General features: G+C 55.4%; 16 protein-coding genes and 2 pseudogenes. 9 read left to right on the forward strand and 9 right to left on the reverse strand.

Annotated elements, in window-relative coordinates:
* Nucleotides 1-55: 55 nt before the first annotated feature.
* The 6 genes from ACR0AU_RS20080 to ACR0AU_RS20105 all read right to left on the reverse strand — a co-directional run bounded on the left by ACR0AU_RS20080 (nt 56) and on the right by ACR0AU_RS20105 (nt 7,135).
* Entirely contained in the window at nt 56-460 is a 405-nt protein-coding gene (locus ACR0AU_RS20080) for a GYD domain-containing protein (protein ID WP_170514629.1), read from the reverse strand.
* A gap of 28 nt (nt 461-488) precedes the next feature.
* A complete protein-coding gene (locus ACR0AU_RS20085; protein ID WP_170514627.1) occupies nt 489-1,346 on the reverse strand; it encodes an efflux RND transporter periplasmic adaptor subunit in 858 nt (285 codons plus the stop codon).
* 67 nt (nt 1,347-1,413) lie between these two features.
* On the reverse strand, nt 1,414-3,063 hold the full coding sequence (locus tag ACR0AU_RS20090; RefSeq protein WP_170514625.1) for an amidohydrolase: 1,650 nt from the start codon (nt 3,061-3,063) through the stop codon (nt 1,414-1,416).
* A 100-nt stretch (nt 3,064-3,163) separates the two neighbouring features.
* On the reverse strand, nt 3,164-4,660 hold the full coding sequence (locus tag ACR0AU_RS20095; protein ID WP_170514621.1) for a metal-dependent hydrolase family protein: 1,497 nt from the start codon (nt 4,658-4,660) through the stop codon (nt 3,164-3,166).
* 120 nt (nt 4,661-4,780) lie between these two features.
* Nucleotides 4,781-5,617, reverse strand: coding sequence for a DUF3299 domain-containing protein (locus tag ACR0AU_RS20100; RefSeq protein ID WP_170514618.1), 837 nt, complete (start codon nt 5,615-5,617; stop codon nt 4,781-4,783).
* Between the two features lie 3 nt (nt 5,618-5,620).
* Complete coding sequence (locus ACR0AU_RS20105; RefSeq protein ID WP_170514615.1) at nt 5,621-7,135, reverse strand: amidohydrolase family protein; 1,515 nt, start codon at nt 7,133-7,135, stop codon at nt 5,621-5,623.
* 190 nt (nt 7,136-7,325) lie between these two features.
* On the opposite strand from ACR0AU_RS20105, the gene ACR0AU_RS20110 reads away from it, so the two are divergent.
* The 5 genes and pseudogenes from ACR0AU_RS20110 (at nt 7,326) to ACR0AU_RS20130 (ending at nt 10,826) form a co-directional block, all read left to right on the forward strand.
* A complete protein-coding gene (locus tag ACR0AU_RS20110) occupies nt 7,326-8,357 on the forward strand; it encodes a helix-turn-helix domain-containing protein (protein ID WP_170514612.1) in 1,032 nt (343 codons plus the stop codon).
* Entirely contained in the window at nt 8,354-8,722 is a 369-nt protein-coding gene (locus ACR0AU_RS20115; protein ID WP_170514609.1) for a DoxX family protein, read from the forward strand. The genes ACR0AU_RS20110 and ACR0AU_RS20115 overlap by 4 nt, the downstream gene beginning before the upstream one ends.
* Before the next feature lie 492 nt (nt 8,723-9,214).
* Nucleotides 9,215-10,092 (forward strand): annotated as a pseudogene (locus tag ACR0AU_RS20120) (tyrosine-type recombinase/integrase).
* A gap of 12 nt (nt 10,093-10,104) precedes the next feature.
* Nucleotides 10,105-10,557 (forward strand): annotated as a pseudogene (locus ACR0AU_RS20125) (IS91 family transposase); the annotation flags it as partial.
* A gap of 2 nt (nt 10,558-10,559) precedes the next feature.
* Nucleotides 10,560-10,826 carry a transposase gene (locus tag ACR0AU_RS20130; RefSeq protein ID WP_480796163.1) on the forward strand — a complete coding sequence of 89 codons (267 nt, stop codon included), beginning with the start codon at nt 10,560-10,562 and terminating at the stop codon, nt 10,824-10,826.
* On the opposite strand, the gene ACR0AU_RS20135 is transcribed toward ACR0AU_RS20130, so the two are convergent.
* Nucleotides 10,707-11,054 (reverse strand): hypothetical protein, encoded by a 348-nt coding sequence (locus ACR0AU_RS20135; protein WP_480796172.1) that lies wholly within the window; start codon nt 11,052-11,054, stop codon nt 10,707-10,709. The two genes, ACR0AU_RS20130 and ACR0AU_RS20135, sit on opposite strands and share 120 nt — an antisense overlap.
* Nucleotides 11,055-11,464: 410 nt before the next feature.
* Here ACR0AU_RS20135 and ACR0AU_RS20140 point away from each other — a divergent pair, with 410 nt between their 5' ends.
* Nucleotides 11,465-11,830 carry a hypothetical protein gene (locus ACR0AU_RS20140; protein ID WP_170514607.1) on the forward strand — a complete coding sequence of 122 codons (366 nt, stop codon included), beginning with the start codon at nt 11,465-11,467 and terminating at the stop codon, nt 11,828-11,830.
* Between the two features lie 110 nt (nt 11,831-11,940).
* Nucleotides 11,941-12,363 carry a hypothetical protein gene (locus ACR0AU_RS20145; protein WP_170514604.1) on the forward strand — a complete coding sequence of 141 codons (423 nt, stop codon included), beginning with the start codon at nt 11,941-11,943 and terminating at the stop codon, nt 12,361-12,363.
* Between the two features lie 124 nt (nt 12,364-12,487).
* Here the strand turns inward: ACR0AU_RS20145 and ACR0AU_RS20150 are convergent, their stop codons facing one another.
* Nucleotides 12,488-12,778 carry a type II toxin-antitoxin system RelE/ParE family toxin gene (locus ACR0AU_RS20150; protein ID WP_170514600.1) on the reverse strand — a complete coding sequence of 97 codons (291 nt, stop codon included), beginning with the start codon at nt 12,776-12,778 and terminating at the stop codon, nt 12,488-12,490.
* Nucleotides 12,778-13,023 carry a type II toxin-antitoxin system ParD family antitoxin gene (locus ACR0AU_RS20155; protein WP_170514597.1) on the reverse strand — a complete coding sequence of 82 codons (246 nt, stop codon included), beginning with the start codon at nt 13,021-13,023 and terminating at the stop codon, nt 12,778-12,780. The genes ACR0AU_RS20150 and ACR0AU_RS20155 overlap by 1 nt, the downstream gene beginning before the upstream one ends.
* A 122-nt stretch (nt 13,024-13,145) precedes the next feature.
* Between ACR0AU_RS20155 and ACR0AU_RS20160 the strand changes: the two genes are divergently transcribed.
* A complete protein-coding gene (locus ACR0AU_RS20160; protein ID WP_170514594.1) occupies nt 13,146-13,781 on the forward strand; it encodes a tyrosine-type recombinase/integrase in 636 nt (211 codons plus the stop codon).
* 245 nt (nt 13,782-14,026) lie between these two features.
* A complete protein-coding gene (locus tag ACR0AU_RS20165; protein WP_170514590.1) occupies nt 14,027-14,422 on the forward strand; it encodes a nuclear transport factor 2 family protein in 396 nt (131 codons plus the stop codon).
* Nucleotides 14,423-14,480: the final 58 nt, after the last annotated feature.

A 14,480-nucleotide genomic window follows, 5' to 3' on the forward strand; every position in this document is an offset into this window, starting at 1 on the left:
CGGAAGCAGGTTATTGGTCAGTCGACACATGGGCCCGCAGCCGCGTCCAAGTGGATCATTTTTGCTTGGCTTCGGCTTCCTTGACTTCTGAGACACGAGAAAGGGCCTCGGCCATGTCGGCGGAGCTCATGAGTTCGATCATCTGATAGCCATTGAGAAGCCCGTCACCGAGGCGCGTGAGATAGAACGCCTGGATGAAAGTTGGATCATCCGGCAACTCGACGAGGATGTAATTCTTTCCATTGCCGAGCCCCCAGAAATACGCGAGCAAGTCACCGCCAAGGGCTTCGATAGGTCCTCGAACGCTTGCCTCTCGATCGCCGGGGGCATCGATCATGGATTTCCAAGCGGCAGCATTTGGAGTGCCTACAAACAGGAAGTGCCGTGTTTGGCTATGACTGTCCGCGAAGACGGGTGAGGCCAGGAGGGCGGCCGACACAACCGGGTAAAACCACTTCATTTTTTTCTCCTTGAAACTGCAGAGAAGGTCATTGGCCTGCTTTTTCGAAGGAAGTCACCCGGACCTTCATTCCGGGACGCAACAGGAGTTCGGGATTTGGGAATTCGGCGATGCTGTAGCCAATCCCTGTCTCCGGATCGAACTCGAACGGCGTTGATATCAGGCGTCCCTGGTGTGGGAACTCACCACCTTCCGGCAGTTCCAACACTAGTGTCAGGCTGCGCATTACACTCTCGTGGCTTTCGCCCGCTAGGATGCGTTCCTGATGCTTTTCGTACGTGCCCGCCACGCGAACGTGGATCGGATCAAGTTGATACAGCGTTCCGATTTCGGGCGAGTCGGCGACGACGTTTGCATTATCTCGAAAACGCGGCGCGCTCATCTGGCCGTCGAACGGTGCGTGGATGAGCTGGAGATCTGAGATAGCCTTGGCCTTTTCCGCATTGAGCCTCTTTGTCTCAACGGTTGCTTCGGCGATTTCGACGCGCGCTTCAGCTTGTGCAATCTCAACTTCAGAAACTGAATTGGCGCCCAACTGCTTCTTTCTGGACAAGTCAGCCTGGGCCAGCTCCAGTTCAGCCACGGCCTGCTGGTGAGCCAACTCGGCTATTTTGGCATCCCATTGCTTGAAGACCTGATCGAAGGTTACCAGCAGATCACCTTCCTTAACGAATTGGCCCTCAATAAAGTGGACAGTGTCGATCTGGTTTTCGGCGGCTGCCGATACATCCCAGCTTTTTGCCGGGACCACAATGCCAGCGCCGGTTGCACTTTCCGCACCGAGGGCATGGGAAGCTTCATCAGCGGACAGCGACAATGTGCTCGCCGCAAGCAGAAACATTCCCAATGCGGCGGATGCTAAGGTTAGAGTGTTTTGCTTGGTCATGTGAACTCTTTATTTGGATGAGCGTTGCGGGAAATTGGACGCTCAGGCTGCGGTTGAAATCGGTGACTTAGTACGTGCGTTTCCCGTTCATCCAAGTCTCGAGCACCTCAATCTCACCAATCTGATCGAGACCCACGGTCCTTGGATCATCAGCCAAGACCACAAGGTCCGCCAGTTTGCCAACCTCAATGCTTCCGATCTCGTCCTCCGAAAGCAACTGGAACGCCGGAACGCTGGTCACGGCGCGGAGGGCCATGTCAATCGAAGCTCGCTCTTCTTCGCCCAGAACGTAGTCAGGATCAGTGAAGAGTGTCCGGTTAACTGCTACTTCAACCATCTCCAGAGGCGTGAGTGTGGAAACAGAGTAATCCGTGTGCAGTGAGTAGGGTATTCCCGCCCGCTCGAAGCTGCCTGTACGGTCGAGCTTCTCAGCTTTGGCTTCGCCGAACACAACATCGCGGAAAGCCTCCCCCCAGAAGAGCACGTGAGCGATCAGAAAAGAGCACGAGATGTCGAGTTCCTTTAGTCTTGCGATCTGATCGTCTTCTGTAATCGAGCAATGTTCGATCCTCGGGCGCACCATGTCGATCCCGTCGGAACGTGCCTTTTCGACAGCCGCGATAATGTTATCGATGGACGCGTTTCCGTTGCCATGCATAGCCATCTGTCCACCGCGGACGGTTCCGTCGGCTACTGCGAAATTGATGTCGTTCTGAATCATGTAGGCTAGGCCCAGATTATCGGAGTTCAGGTACGGTTCTCGCTGTAACCCGGTAAATGCCTGGTTCGATCCGTCAGCGGAGATTTTCCATCCGATCACGCGAGCCTTGGCATTGCCATCGCCCGGCGCGACCCCGGCAGCGTCCCAAGCATCCAGTTCAGCCCATTGAAGGTAACTGCGTGTCCGAATGGGAAAGTCATCGTCGGACGCCAGTAACTCGAATGTACTCCAGTCGTCGGGATTTGCCACACCCGCGACACCGACCGCCGTGACCCCACTGGATGCCCAACCCTGCGCTATGGTCTTTGTGCCGTTTACGCGGTCATAGTTCTGGTAGGGTTCAATCTCCGCGAGGGCGGCAAACAACAATGCGCCGCCAGACAAGTTCCCGTCCGGGCGGCCGCCTTCCATCCGGCCATACTGCGCCCCGTCCGGGTCAGGAGTATTATCGCTTACACTCATAAGTTCGAGCATCTTGGAGTTAACAGTCATTTTATGACCACCCGCGTGCCAAACCACCGCCGGTGATTGGGGCGCGATTTCATCGAGGTGTTCGCGCGTTAGCGCGGGCTCAGAAAAACTTTGCGTTGCAAGATCAAGGTTGACGAACAATGCCCAGTCATCGTTATCCTGCCCCTCGAACACACTTTTCATGTGCGCGAGAGCCTCCTCTACGGTACCGAAGCGATCGACCCCGACATTTTCAAAGACCGAAGACCCTCCGCCCCCAATCGGGTGTGTATGTGCGTCAATGAAACCCGGCATCACAGTCTTGCCACCCAGGTCGACGATCTGTGCGTTTTCCCCTGCGACCTGTCGCACATCCGCGTCGCTTCCTACAGCGACGATTTCGTTTCCACGGATGGCCAAAGCTTCAACAATCGAGAAGTTTTGATCAATCGTCAGGATGTTGCCACCGGTCATCACAGTGGTCTGTTGAGCAAGGACTGGTGCAGATACCAATAGGGCAAACGCAGTTGCGATTTCGATCTTCATTTTTCTTACCAAATGTTTCTCTCCTGTTTCCGTGCTTTTGTTCATCTGCTGGTTTTCACAAACGGGCGGGATGGACGAGGTGAACCATCCCGCCCATCGCTCAGTTCAGCGTGTTCTTGTAGATCACGCCGTCCTTCATGATGATCTTCAGACTGGTGTCAGGGTCCATAAGGATCTCGATGTTTTCGAGGGGATCTCCGTCTACCAGCAGCAGGTCAGCGTAGGCACCTTCTTGAATGACGCCCAAGGGCCCCTCAGGGTACGGGTTCATCTGACCGGTCAGAGAATTCAGTTCTCCGGCGGTCGAAGTAAACGCCCTGAGTGTTCTGAAGTTGCCGATGGCTTCCGAAAAATACTTGAACTCGTCCAGCGCCTTTTCGTCGTATGCGCGCCCCGTGTTCCATTGTGGAATATGATCGGAAGCAACGACCACTTTCAGTTCCGGGTTGTTGGCGATCACGTTCAGAGCATTCTCGGCGGCATTGCGAATGACCCACCATTTCTCAAAGCTCTCGGGCGGGTATGCCTTTCTTGCCTGTTCCTCGGATATCGAGAAGACCGGGGAAAACGCGGTCGAAACAAACATGCCCTTCTCGATCATCGTTTTGGCCTGTTCTTCGGTCAGATAGGGAGCGTGCTCGATCGACATCACACCGTTGTCTATGGCCTGCTGAATTGCCACTGCCGTATGTGCATGTGACGCGACGTAGGTATCCCAACGCTCCGCCACCTCGACAACGGCCTGGACCTCTTCGTCAAGAGGGCCCGAATGCAGCGGATCGAATAGACTTGTCACACCGCCGCCAGTGAACAGCTTGAGCTGAGTCGCGCCGCGGCGGAATGCTTCACGCGCCGCGCGCAGGCTTTCTTCCCGTCCGTCGGCGATAATCGTAACGTAGTCTTCGTAGAAGTGTTGCCGTCCCCCAGCGATATTCGGGTGAGGGTCATTCAATTCACGGAAATCGCCATGGCCGGACGTTGTGGTTATCCAGTTTTCCGTTGGATAGATGCGGGGCCCTACCATGACGCCTTCATCTATGATGAGGCGAAGGAAATTCGCTGGACCGCCCAGGTCTCGCACTGTGGTAAAACCGTTCATCAGCATCCCCTCTGCACGGTCAGCCGCCAGCGCACCATGGGCATAGGGATGAAGCCCATCGCGCGACTGCGTTTGAACGGGCCCGAAGGTGGCGAGGTGTACGTGCATATCCAACATGCCCGGCATCAAGGTCCGCCCGCCGCCATCGACAATGTTGACCGCAACCTCAATCGTCTCCGAGCTGCCCTCGGAATCCTCAACGAGTAAGGTATATCCGCCCGTATAGTCGCCCAGTGGTGGGTCGATAACCCGTGTCCCTTGCCTGGTATCGGCGTCAATTTCCCATGTGCCAGTTTCAGGAATGTCGGCCTCGACCCTGTGGATCTTGTTCTTGACGACCAGGACATCGACGTCTTGGAGACCGTCGTCGACCCCATTGAAGACCTTCACATTCTTGAACAGCGTGACGGCGGATGGAATATCGGCGACTTCCTGCGCGGATACCGGCGCGGTCGCCAGCGCAAGCGCAAGGGTCACGGCGGCTATCTGTTGCTTCATTCTACTGTCTCCGGCTAGAGGGCAAAGCTCTTGCCCGTTGGTTGGTTTGCTGCACCTGGGCGAGGCAGGCATCAGAGCCCGACGCCCTCGTCATGTGACCAGCAACATTTCTGTTTTTCCTTATTGGTTCCCCCAGATGTCGGAGCTCGTTTCCGCGGAGGCAGGTGGGCTGCCGCGCTGCTCAACTCCGCCGGTCTTGCGGTTGTCAAAGTTCGTTTCTGAGGAGGCGCGAAGGCTTTCACGTAACACGTCTGCCCATCTGTTTGTGGCAGTACCCTTTGCGGGCGCTGCAAATGCCGTTACGGCGTCTTCCACATCCAGAGTCCAGGTGGCCTGCATCGGCACAGTTCCATCCACCAGCCAGAGCGACTGTGTGGTCGGATCGAGGTGCAGTCTGCCCGATAGGCGTACCGGTTCGTGGAAGTACTTTGGCGCCCAGTCTTCGCCAAGGCGAACCCGGATCAACTGGTTCGGGTCTGGTGGCGGAAGGTGGCTACACATGCCGGGAGTCGGAACAAGATAGGCGATCCGGGTGCCGTCCGTTTCAATTGAAGTGGGGATGGCAAAACCAGCAATGCTGATCGTTTGTCCATCGAGAGACGGGTTACCGGCCGCAGCAGCAGCCTCGCGTCGCTCGGTAACCACCCAACGCTGCGAAATCAGCCAGTCAAAGTCGATCTCCTGGGCTGAAAGTTCAGTGCTGACCTCCGACAAACGCGCCTCATAGCCCTCTCGCGTGTCGGTTGACAGATCATCCCGAGCCAACTTCTCGCGCATCTGCACAAGGGTCAACAGGGCGGTCATCTGGGATGTGGAGAGGTCGAGGAAAGGATCCTCATAGACCTGCGCCAAAGGATCCGGCAGCTCATCCCACTCAAGCGGAACCATAGCCCGCTGATCCGCGAAAGCTGCTGAGGCAAGGCTTGCGAAGGCCAAAACAATTGCGCCGGTACGCATCGTTCAGTCGTCCAGCGTGTTCTTGTAGATCACGCCGTCTTTCATGATGAGGTTGATAGTCTCGATGCCACGCGGACGCGGTTCTGCGTTGAACCATGAAGGATTTCCACCCAGAACCGTGATGTCCTCCAGCGGATTGCCGTCGATCAACAGGATGTCGGCATATGCCCCTTCCTCGATGACCCCTAGAGGAGCGGGATAAGGGTTGCTGCCTCCGGTCAACGCTGCAAGCTTGCCGCCGGTAGAAGTCATTGCTTTCAGAGTTTCATAGTTGCCGAAAGTGTCCGCGAAGATCCATTTTTCGTGGTCCCTGTGATGCCGCGCCGCCATACCGTTGGTGCTGACGATGTCGATGGAAAATACGATATTCGGCTGCACTTTCTTGATGACTTCGGCGAAGTTGGCGGTCCCTTCTTTCATCATGAGCGTCCGCTCATATTCGAAGGTTGCCGGGTTTCCGTAGACCGGATGGGTCAGAATATCCTCGCTCATAACGGCCGCAATATACGGAGAAATGAAGGCGCCCTTTTCCTTCATCAACATGGCTGTGTCTTCTTGCAGGAATTGACCGTGTTCAATCGACATGACACCCAAATCGAGCGCACGGCGTATAGCTTCATCGAGATAAAGGTGGGCCGCTACGTAGGTTCCGCGCGTCGCGGCTTCTTCCACCGCCGCAGTGATTTCAGCGTCGGTGTACTGAGATGCTTCAAAGGGACCCTTGTTGCTGGCCACACCGCCCGCCATCATGATTTTCATGTGGGTTGCGCCCGCATTGAAATTCTCGCGAACCGCTGTGCGGACTTCATTGGGACTGTTGGCAATGTGATAGATACCATTTCGCCACGTGCTGCTTTGGAGGGGGTTGGTCTGGCTTTTAAACCTGAGATCCCCATGACCGGCACTTTGACTGATCATCCCGGCGGCGCTGTAGATGCGAGGTCCTTCCATGAGGCCTTTGTCTATGACCCGTCGCAATCCATCGGCCATGCCCCCCATATCACGCACTGTCGTGAAGCCATCGTAAAACCACTCCAGTGCTGCAGAGGAGGCGTGTCCCGCCATATAATCCCACCGCGCCATTTCCATGCCCGGACGCCCGCCATCCATCGAGAGGTTAAAGTGGGTATGGCTATCAATCATGCCCGGCATCAAGGTTCGTCCCCCGCCGTCGATGACATTGGGCGACAGCTTGACGGTTTTGGTGCCCTCTTCGCCTTCCACGACAAAGGTATACCCAGTGCCACCGCTATGTATTTGAGAATACAGGGGGCCATCTTGGCCAGCTTCAACTTCCCATGTGCCTGATTCCGGTATGTCTTCCGCGACGGTGTGGATTTTGTTTCCAACAACAAGCACGTCGAGATCCTGAAGCCCGTCCGTGGTTCCATCAAAGATCATAACGTTCTTGAACAAGGTGACCGACGGCGGTTCCTGCTGTGCAAGAGCGACACTTGCGGAAAGCGTCATCGCACCCAATGTGACGGCGGTACAGGCTCGTGTGATATCTGTGATCATGACATCTCCGTGAAATTGCAAGCGATGTGGATTCGCCACTTCACTTGCCGAGTATGGCGAGTTTTCTCGGCGCATGCCTGACCATGCCCTAAGGGGAAAATTTTTTTGGTTAGGGTCTGGTCAGGTTCTTGCGCATTTTTCTGGAAACCTCACCGTGACGATGTCACGATTCCGGCTGAAGGGAGTAAACATGTTCGGAAATCGAAAAACGCCCAGACAATCTGATCTTCCGTTGGTTCGGGCGACCGTGCTGTCCCCGGTCACTACCGCGTTGAGAAACCTGGGGTCGGATCCCGAAGAAGTCTTTCAGGATTTGGGTTTTGAAGCGGCCAAAACGATCACACCTGAACATTTCCTGTCGCATGAGACCGTGTATGCAGCGTTCAGTGCCGCGGCTGCAGCCGAAGGATCGGACTTTTGCGCTCGGGTTGGCCAGTCTGTTGACCTTAAGCGCTTCCTCCCGAAAGGGCGGGATCTGGCAGAAGCATTGACGCTGGGAGATTTTTTCACGCGCTTCACTCAGATCGTCTCAAAAGAGTCAAATGCAGTCACTCAATCTCTGATCGTTGAAGACGAACATGCCTACTTTGCGGCCCGGCGGCATTTTCGCTCGTCAGTATCACCAGCTCAAGCTGACGGGTTCATGATTGGTATTTGGATTTCCCTGCTGCACCGGGTGCTCGATTTCCGTTGGGATCCGCACAAAGTGATACTACAGCTTGCCGACCCCGACGTCTTGCCGAGGCATTTTTTTGGGGTAACAGGCGTCCCGTCTGACGAGCGTGGCTTTTCCATTCGCTTCCCGTCCACCTGGTTGAACCACCGCCTCCCAGACGAGGTTCTGGAGAATGTATCCGATTATCACCCGAATGATGTTGAGCTTGCTGCACCAATCGACTTTCTGACCGGCTTCGAAGACATCGTGCGATCACGGCTGTCTGAACCGACCTTCACAGCAGAGCAGGCGGCACGGCTAGTGGGGTTACACCCCAACACATTGAATGCGCGCCTGTCCGAACGTGGCGAAACAACCTCCAAGGTCATTGCACGCCTGAAGCGGGAGAAAGCCATTGAACTGTTGGGTGTGGAAGCCTGCTCGGTCAGAGACGCCGCCCAGCAACTGGGGTTTTCCGATCCGACTGCATTCTCACGGGCTTTCCGCAGATGGACAGGTCAATCCCCACAGGCCTTCAAACGCTCACACAAAGACCCAGAACAATGACCTTAACGATAGTCATTGCGCTCCTGTCGGCGTTCTTCCTTCTGGCAAGTTCAATCAAACTGACAGGCTGGCAGACGAAAGTGTTCGAAACACAACTCGCCATGTTCGAAAGCTACGGCCTCAACCGGCAGGTCATGTTCATGGTGGGCCTTATCGAATTATTCGGCGCTGTCTGCATCTGGATTCAGGGGCCTTGGCTGGGTCCACTTGGGGCGGCAGCGCTCTTGGCAACATCCGTCGGCGCCATTCTCTGCCATCTGATATTCGACACCTGGAGAGATGGAGTGCCGGCGATGATAACAGCAGCGCTTTCAGTATTTGTACTCTGGCAGGGTTGGAACGGTATCGGCTCGGTGCTCACGTGAGTTTCTAGTCCCAAATGGGCCTTCCCAAAGGCACTGTTCAAATTGTTTTGATGAGGAACGCTGCCATTCATTTTTGTCCGTCGAAATGGCAACGGAGGGCGTTCTCGACGGTCGAAAACCCTGCTGCGCTTGCGACACTGTGGGCTCCTGAGCGGCGGCAATGCGCAAAGAGCGGACCCTTCGCCATCGATTTCGATCGGCGGTAAAGTCCGCATACCGGAAGTTGGCCCAATTTTGCCGAACGTCCGGTCTCGTTGAAAACAGACATCTTACACAGAAGAACCGATTTCGTGGACTTGAATGTCAGCTTATGCCGAAAGCGGTCGCTCCGTAATACTTGTGCAAGTCCCGCTTTGCGGGACAAGGACGAAGCCGCTCGCGCGGCATGGGCGCTTGCGGCGAGGGGGGCGCTGTAATCTGAGCGTCGGGATTTTGGGAATGGACGTGTCTGTCTGACGATTGGGGCTCTCAATCAACAGACAGGAGGGTCCCATGACGGACACCAAGACCACACCGCTGCGCGCGCGAATGATCGAAGATATGCGGATCAAAGGACTGGGCGATGGCTCGCAGAAGGCCCACATCCGAGCGGTTCGATATCTTGCGGAGTTCCTTGGGCGATCGCCGGACACTGCGACGCCCGAAGACTTGCGCGCCTATCAACTGCACATGGTTGACACGAACGTCACGCCATCAACTTACAATGCGCGGCTTGTCGGGTTGCGGTTTTTCTTCGAGACGACGTGCAAGCGCCCGGAGATGAAGGACTGCATGCATTTTCGCACGGAGCCACGGAAGCTCCCGGTCGTCTTCAGCGCCGAAGAGGTGTTCGAGATCCTCAGGGTTGCGCCGGGGCCGGGGCTGAAGTATCGCGCGGCGCTCAGTATTTCATATGGCACCGGTCTGCGCGCGTCTGAGGTTTGCAATCTCAAGGTCTCTGATATCGACAGCGACCGGATGCTCATTCATGTCGAGCGAGGCAAGGGTAGCAAGGATCGCAAGGTGATGCTGTCGCCTGGGCTTCTGGAACTTCTGCGTGACTATTGGCGTGAGGCCCGGCCTGACGGCTGGCTTTTCCCCGGTAAGGCCGGATCAACCCGCTGTCGCCGCGGCAATTGCATCGCGCCTTCAGCGCGGCGAAGCACTTGGCCGGGATCAAGAAGCCGCGCAGCACGCTGCATAGTTTGCGCCACAGCTTTGCAACGCATCTGCTTGAGGCGGGAACCGACGTGCGCGTGATCCAGGTTTTGCTCGGTCACGCCAAGCTCAGCACCACCGCGCAATACACCCATGTGGCGACCAAGCTGATCCGCGACACCGACAGCCCCTACGAGCTGCTGGCGCAGCTGCAGGGCCGAAGGGCGGAGTGACCGGCACGGGCGTTGCCGCGCCCGAAGCTGGAGGTTGCTGACATCTTTCGAACACATGGTCCTGCCTATCGGCAGGCGCATGCGGTCAGCCTGAGCCAGCACAGAGTGATGTCAGCGATTGAGGCCTGCCGAACAGAGGCGCTTGGCGGGCATGTGGCCGCCTGCACCAAGTGCAACCACCAGCATATTGCCTACAATAGTTGCAAGAACCGGCACTGTCCAAAATGTCAGGCACCAGCGGCGCGCGACTGGATGGCGGCCCGCGCCGAGGACCTGTTGCCAGTCGAGTACTTCCATGTCGTCTTCACCTTACCAGCACAGATTGCGCGGATTGCGCTTTGGAACAAGCGGGCGGTCTACGGGCTGTTGTTCAAAGCGTCCGCTCAAACGGTTATGACAATCGCCGCCGACCCCAAATGCCTCGGCGCTCGTGTCGGTTTGACCAGCGTCCTTCACACATGGGGGTCATGCACGTCCTGCCGGATCGGTTCCATCGCATCCGCCACTACGGCTTCTTGGCAGGTGCGGGGCGCAAAGAAAAAGTCACCCGGATCCGAGCGCTACTTGGAGACATCAAATCGGCGGAACCAGACCAACCATCGGATGAAGCGGCATCACCCCTCACATTGCGTGAACCATGCCCCGAGTGTGGCGGACAGATGCGCTTCATTGAGACCTTCCGGCGTGGCCAAATCCCCCAAACCCGAGCGCCACCAAGAAAGCAGGCCGCATGATGAACCGCCCGTCCTTTGCTCGTACCCCAGCCCGATGCTCGCCGCGCCGGTCAAAGGAAGGCTTTTGCTCAATGCCAGAAATGCGCCGCAACGAAAGCCAAGCCAACCCAGCAAGGCCGACAAACGTGCCCGATCCCATCCCAAAGACTCCGACACAGAACCTCCAGGCTCCGAAAAACCCGCCAAACTCGAACCGATATCTGAGATCGCTTCCTGCGCTTTTCCCATAGCACAGCGCCTACTTCCCGCGGCTTCCACCTTGTCAGATTTGTCAACGCGGGCCACACCGCTCGACACAAACCTAACGCACTGGCCCGCTTCAAAAAATCTTTAGACTTTCCGGACCTTCGCCTGGTTTGGACCTACTGGCGCTTTCCGGCGCATTCCGGAAATTCAGTTCCGCCATGTGAAGTGTAAGCGCGAAGACTAAATCGGACCTTTGGAGTTTGCAGTGCAAAGTCTGCTCTTGCTTAAACACTGCAAAATCCTGTTCGCGCGGACAGCGCAGCCACTGCCAAATCTGAATTGATACGAACGACGATCGGGGTTGGCCCCGCGACTGATCAATCTCAAAGATCGCATTCGCCCGGGACAAGAAGCAGTGTCACAAAATGGCCAAGTTTTTTTGGGACTGTCGAATGGGAGAGCTGCAGCTCGAGAGCAGCGCAAGATTACCGGCGCACAGTATGCACACATTGGTTTTCAGCATCATCTGGACAGTACCTGCGGCACTCTTTGTGCTGTTCTTTGATTTCGATCCGGGGCCAGAATACCAAAAATACGAACAAATCGGTAAATTCATCTTTACCGCGATGCCCTTCCTTGGCCTGCTATTCGTCTGGGACAGCTTCCGGAAGCTGCGCAGATTTCGCAGCGTGCGTTGTGAAACGATCGACGAGGAGACAGTCTATATCTGGACCGAATTGAATGGTTCGGAAAAGCGCAGCACTGTGGACCCGCGGATTGAGTGGGACAAGGAGGACAAAAATTTTGCCGATCATTGATTCAATCGGGCGACAATAATCCGACGGCGAGTGTCCAAACGAGTTCGGTTCCATATTATTGCCGACCGAGATCGGGGCGTGTAGCCGGGCGTTCAACTAGGAGAAAATTCGTGAATGCTCACTTTCTGATTACGTCATCGGCATTTGCTGCAACACCGGGTGAACTTGATGAATCGCATGAAGATTTCATTAATCCCGGCGTATTCGCTTTGGAGCTTGCGGACTTTCTGGAAGACGGGCTTTCACAGCGTGGATACTCAGTGAGGTTTCGCTGTCAGGAGGATTTAGGTCACTGGATGGAACTGGAACATGAAGGAAAATATACCCTTGCCGTGTGTTGCTCAAATGCAGGTGAAGACATCGAGGGACGGGTCGAGCATCGCATATTCATTGTTCCGGATAAGCCGGTTATACGAAAATTATTCAAGAAAATAGATGTGCGAAATGATCTGGAAAAGCTTACGGCAGCACTTGAAGGATTGTTCACAGATAGCCAACTCATTGACGGTATACGGATTGAGGCCGTGGCTTAACTAATTGTTCCATTAGCCGACACTCATGCGCATCGCTGCATCCGGCACTATGGGCCCAGAGCCGCCTTTGACGATAGTCTTCAATTGCCGCGCGTGCAGCCCAAATTGCGGACGTTCGTCGTGGCTACAAATGCCGTTCGACATCCATGCTTTGATGCAGAATTCTGATGATTGCGATCACTTCCCCTCGGACTTGAAAATAGATCGCATGGCGACCGACCAGCGCCTTTAGATAGCGCTCTCGGACTTCGACTGCTCTGCCTTTCTTTTGGCCTTCTGCGAGTTCCTCAAACACATTGATTATATCGTTGGTGTAGATCTCAGCCTGATCGGCGGACCATGTTTCCGCAGTGTAGGCCCAAATGTCTTCGAGGTCTGCTTCCGCCATCGGCGACAGCATATAAGTCAGCGACATCAGTTGCTGTTCTTCTGACGCATTCGAGCTTGAAATGCCTCACGGTCAAACGATCGGGGTTTCCCCGAATTTTCGCCGGCAATCAAGGCTTCCTTTAGGGCCTGAACCTTGGCCTCGTGCTCCTCGAGAAGCCTCAGTCCAGCCCGGACGACATCGCTGGCCGATCCGTAGCGTCCATTGCTCACCTGAGTTTCGATAAACCCCGCAAAGTGGTCCCCGAGGGACATCGAAGTGTTTTTGGCCATCAGTTACCTCCTACCAGCCATCTATACCAATATTCGGTATTTTTCAATATCCCCGCATGTGGTATTCTTTCACGTCAGCGGACTGACGATTTGGTGGCGTGTGGCGGATAAGAGGATCAGCCATGGAACCAACACCCAACTTACCTGCTATTCGTGCGCTTCGCCCGGCCTGGAACAAGGGCCGCATCGTCGGACAGAAGCGCCCATTGAAACCCAAGCATGTATGGGCCATTCGGGTCAGGCTTGAGCTTGCGGAAAATCACCGCGATCTAGCCTTGTTCAACATGGCCATCGATAGCAAGCTGCGCGGTTGTGATCTGGTCAAGATGAAAGTTGTCGATGTCATGTCATCCGGCCAGATCAAGGAGCGGGCGTCGGTACTGCAAAGCAAAACGCAAAAGCCAGTGCGCTTTGAAATTTCTGAGGGCACCCGCGCATCTGTCGAGAAATGGATGGAAGACAAACTTATGATCGGTTCAGAGTATCTTTGGCCGGGTCGCTTTCATGAGCGCTTGCATATCTCGACCCGCCAGTATGCCCGGATAGTTCGCGACTGGGTCACGTCGATTGGTCTGGAGGCCAGTGCCTATGGTACGCATTCGATGCGGCGGACGAAGGTGACGCAAATCTACAAAAAAACAGGCAACCTGCGCGCTTTTCAACTGTTGCTGGGCCACACGAAGATGGACAGCACAGTTCGTTACCTCGGCGTCGAACTCGAGGATGCTCTAGCGATCGCAGAAGCGGTTGAAATCTGAAAAGTTCGGGCCGCCTTCACTGGCGGCCCACAGCCGACATTCGATATCTCTCACAGTTCACCCATCGGCTTTCCGAGAACTGCCGTTCGTTCAAAGCGCAGCAATTTCAACGAGCGGATGGCCGTGAGGCAAACAAACCTGCCATCGTTGAGAAGCGCCGGTAAGCAAACTTGATTGCTTTCAGAGACCCGACTAACGTTTCTGCAACCATGTATTTTCGCGATTTTTAGGACATGTAGATATAGATGACACCTGATGTACAAACCGCCCGCCGCTTAGCTCAAGATCATTGCGCTGCTTGGACAAACCGGGCGCCCGGCGATGTCGCCGGAAGATATGCTGAACATACAATCATGATAATGAACGGTGGCGACCCAATGGAGAGCCAGGCGGAGATTGGCGATATGGCGGCGGGATTTATGGCTGACTTCCCTGACCTCGTTCTAAGCCTCGACGCGGTTCTCGTCGCCGATCACCATATGGTCTATGCGTGGACTTTCGAAGGCCATCATAAAGAGACTGGCAACCGTGTTCGTTTCTCGGGCTGGGAAGAATGGGACTTAGACGACAACCTGAACGTCACCAAATCGCTTGGTTGGTATGATGGTGTGGATTATGAACGCCAAGTTGCGGGAACATGATCATATCCGGCGCCAATTCGCGCCCTGTACGCACAGTCGTATACGGTATGTCAGACCC

Source organism: Ruegeria sp. CG1, assembly GCF_056537265.1.

What these genes read in the sequence shown, in the direction of transcription:
- ACR0AU_RS20160 (WP_170514594.1), top strand. Translation starts at nt 13,146, where the DNA reads ATGGAACCAACACCCAACTTACCTGCTATTCGTGCGCTTCGCCCGGCC.
- ACR0AU_RS20110 (WP_170514612.1), top strand. Translation starts at nt 7,326, where the DNA reads ATGTTCGGAAATCGAAAAACGCCCAGACAATCTGATCTTCCGTTGGTT.
- ACR0AU_RS20140 (WP_170514607.1), top strand. Translation starts at nt 11,465, where the DNA reads ATGGGAGAGCTGCAGCTCGAGAGCAGCGCAAGATTACCGGCGCACAGT.
- ACR0AU_RS20135 (WP_480796172.1), bottom strand. Translation starts at nt 11,054, where the DNA reads ATGGGAAAAGCGCAGGAAGCGATCTCAGATATCGGTTCGAGTTTGGCG.
- ACR0AU_RS20150 (WP_170514600.1), bottom strand. Translation starts at nt 12,778, where the DNA reads ATGTCGCTGACTTATATGCTGTCGCCGATGGCGGAAGCAGACCTCGAA.
- ACR0AU_RS20090 (WP_170514625.1), bottom strand. Translation starts at nt 3,063, where the DNA reads ATGAAGATCGAAATCGCAACTGCGTTTGCCCTATTGGTATCTGCACCA.
- ACR0AU_RS20100 (WP_170514618.1), bottom strand. Translation starts at nt 5,617, where the DNA reads ATGCGTACCGGCGCAATTGTTTTGGCCTTCGCAAGCCTTGCCTCAGCA.
- ACR0AU_RS20080 (WP_170514629.1), bottom strand. Translation starts at nt 460, where the DNA reads ATGAAGTGGTTTTACCCGGTTGTGTCGGCCGCCCTCCTGGCCTCACCC.
- ACR0AU_RS20105 (WP_170514615.1), bottom strand. Translation starts at nt 7,135, where the DNA reads ATGATCACAGATATCACACGAGCCTGTACCGCCGTCACATTGGGTGCG.
- ACR0AU_RS20155 (WP_170514597.1), bottom strand. Translation starts at nt 13,023, where the DNA reads ATGGCCAAAAACACTTCGATGTCCCTCGGGGACCACTTTGCGGGGTTT.
- ACR0AU_RS20085 (WP_170514627.1), bottom strand. Translation starts at nt 1,346, where the DNA reads ATGACCAAGCAAAACACTCTAACCTTAGCATCCGCCGCATTGGGAATG.
- ACR0AU_RS20130 (WP_480796163.1), top strand. Translation starts at nt 10,560, where the DNA reads ATGCACGTCCTGCCGGATCGGTTCCATCGCATCCGCCACTACGGCTTC.
- ACR0AU_RS20095 (WP_170514621.1), bottom strand. Translation starts at nt 4,660, where the DNA reads ATGAAGCAACAGATAGCCGCCGTGACCCTTGCGCTTGCGCTGGCGACC.
- ACR0AU_RS20115 (WP_170514609.1), top strand. Translation starts at nt 8,354, where the DNA reads ATGACCTTAACGATAGTCATTGCGCTCCTGTCGGCGTTCTTCCTTCTG.
- ACR0AU_RS20165 (WP_170514590.1), top strand. Translation starts at nt 14,027, where the DNA reads ATGACACCTGATGTACAAACCGCCCGCCGCTTAGCTCAAGATCATTGC.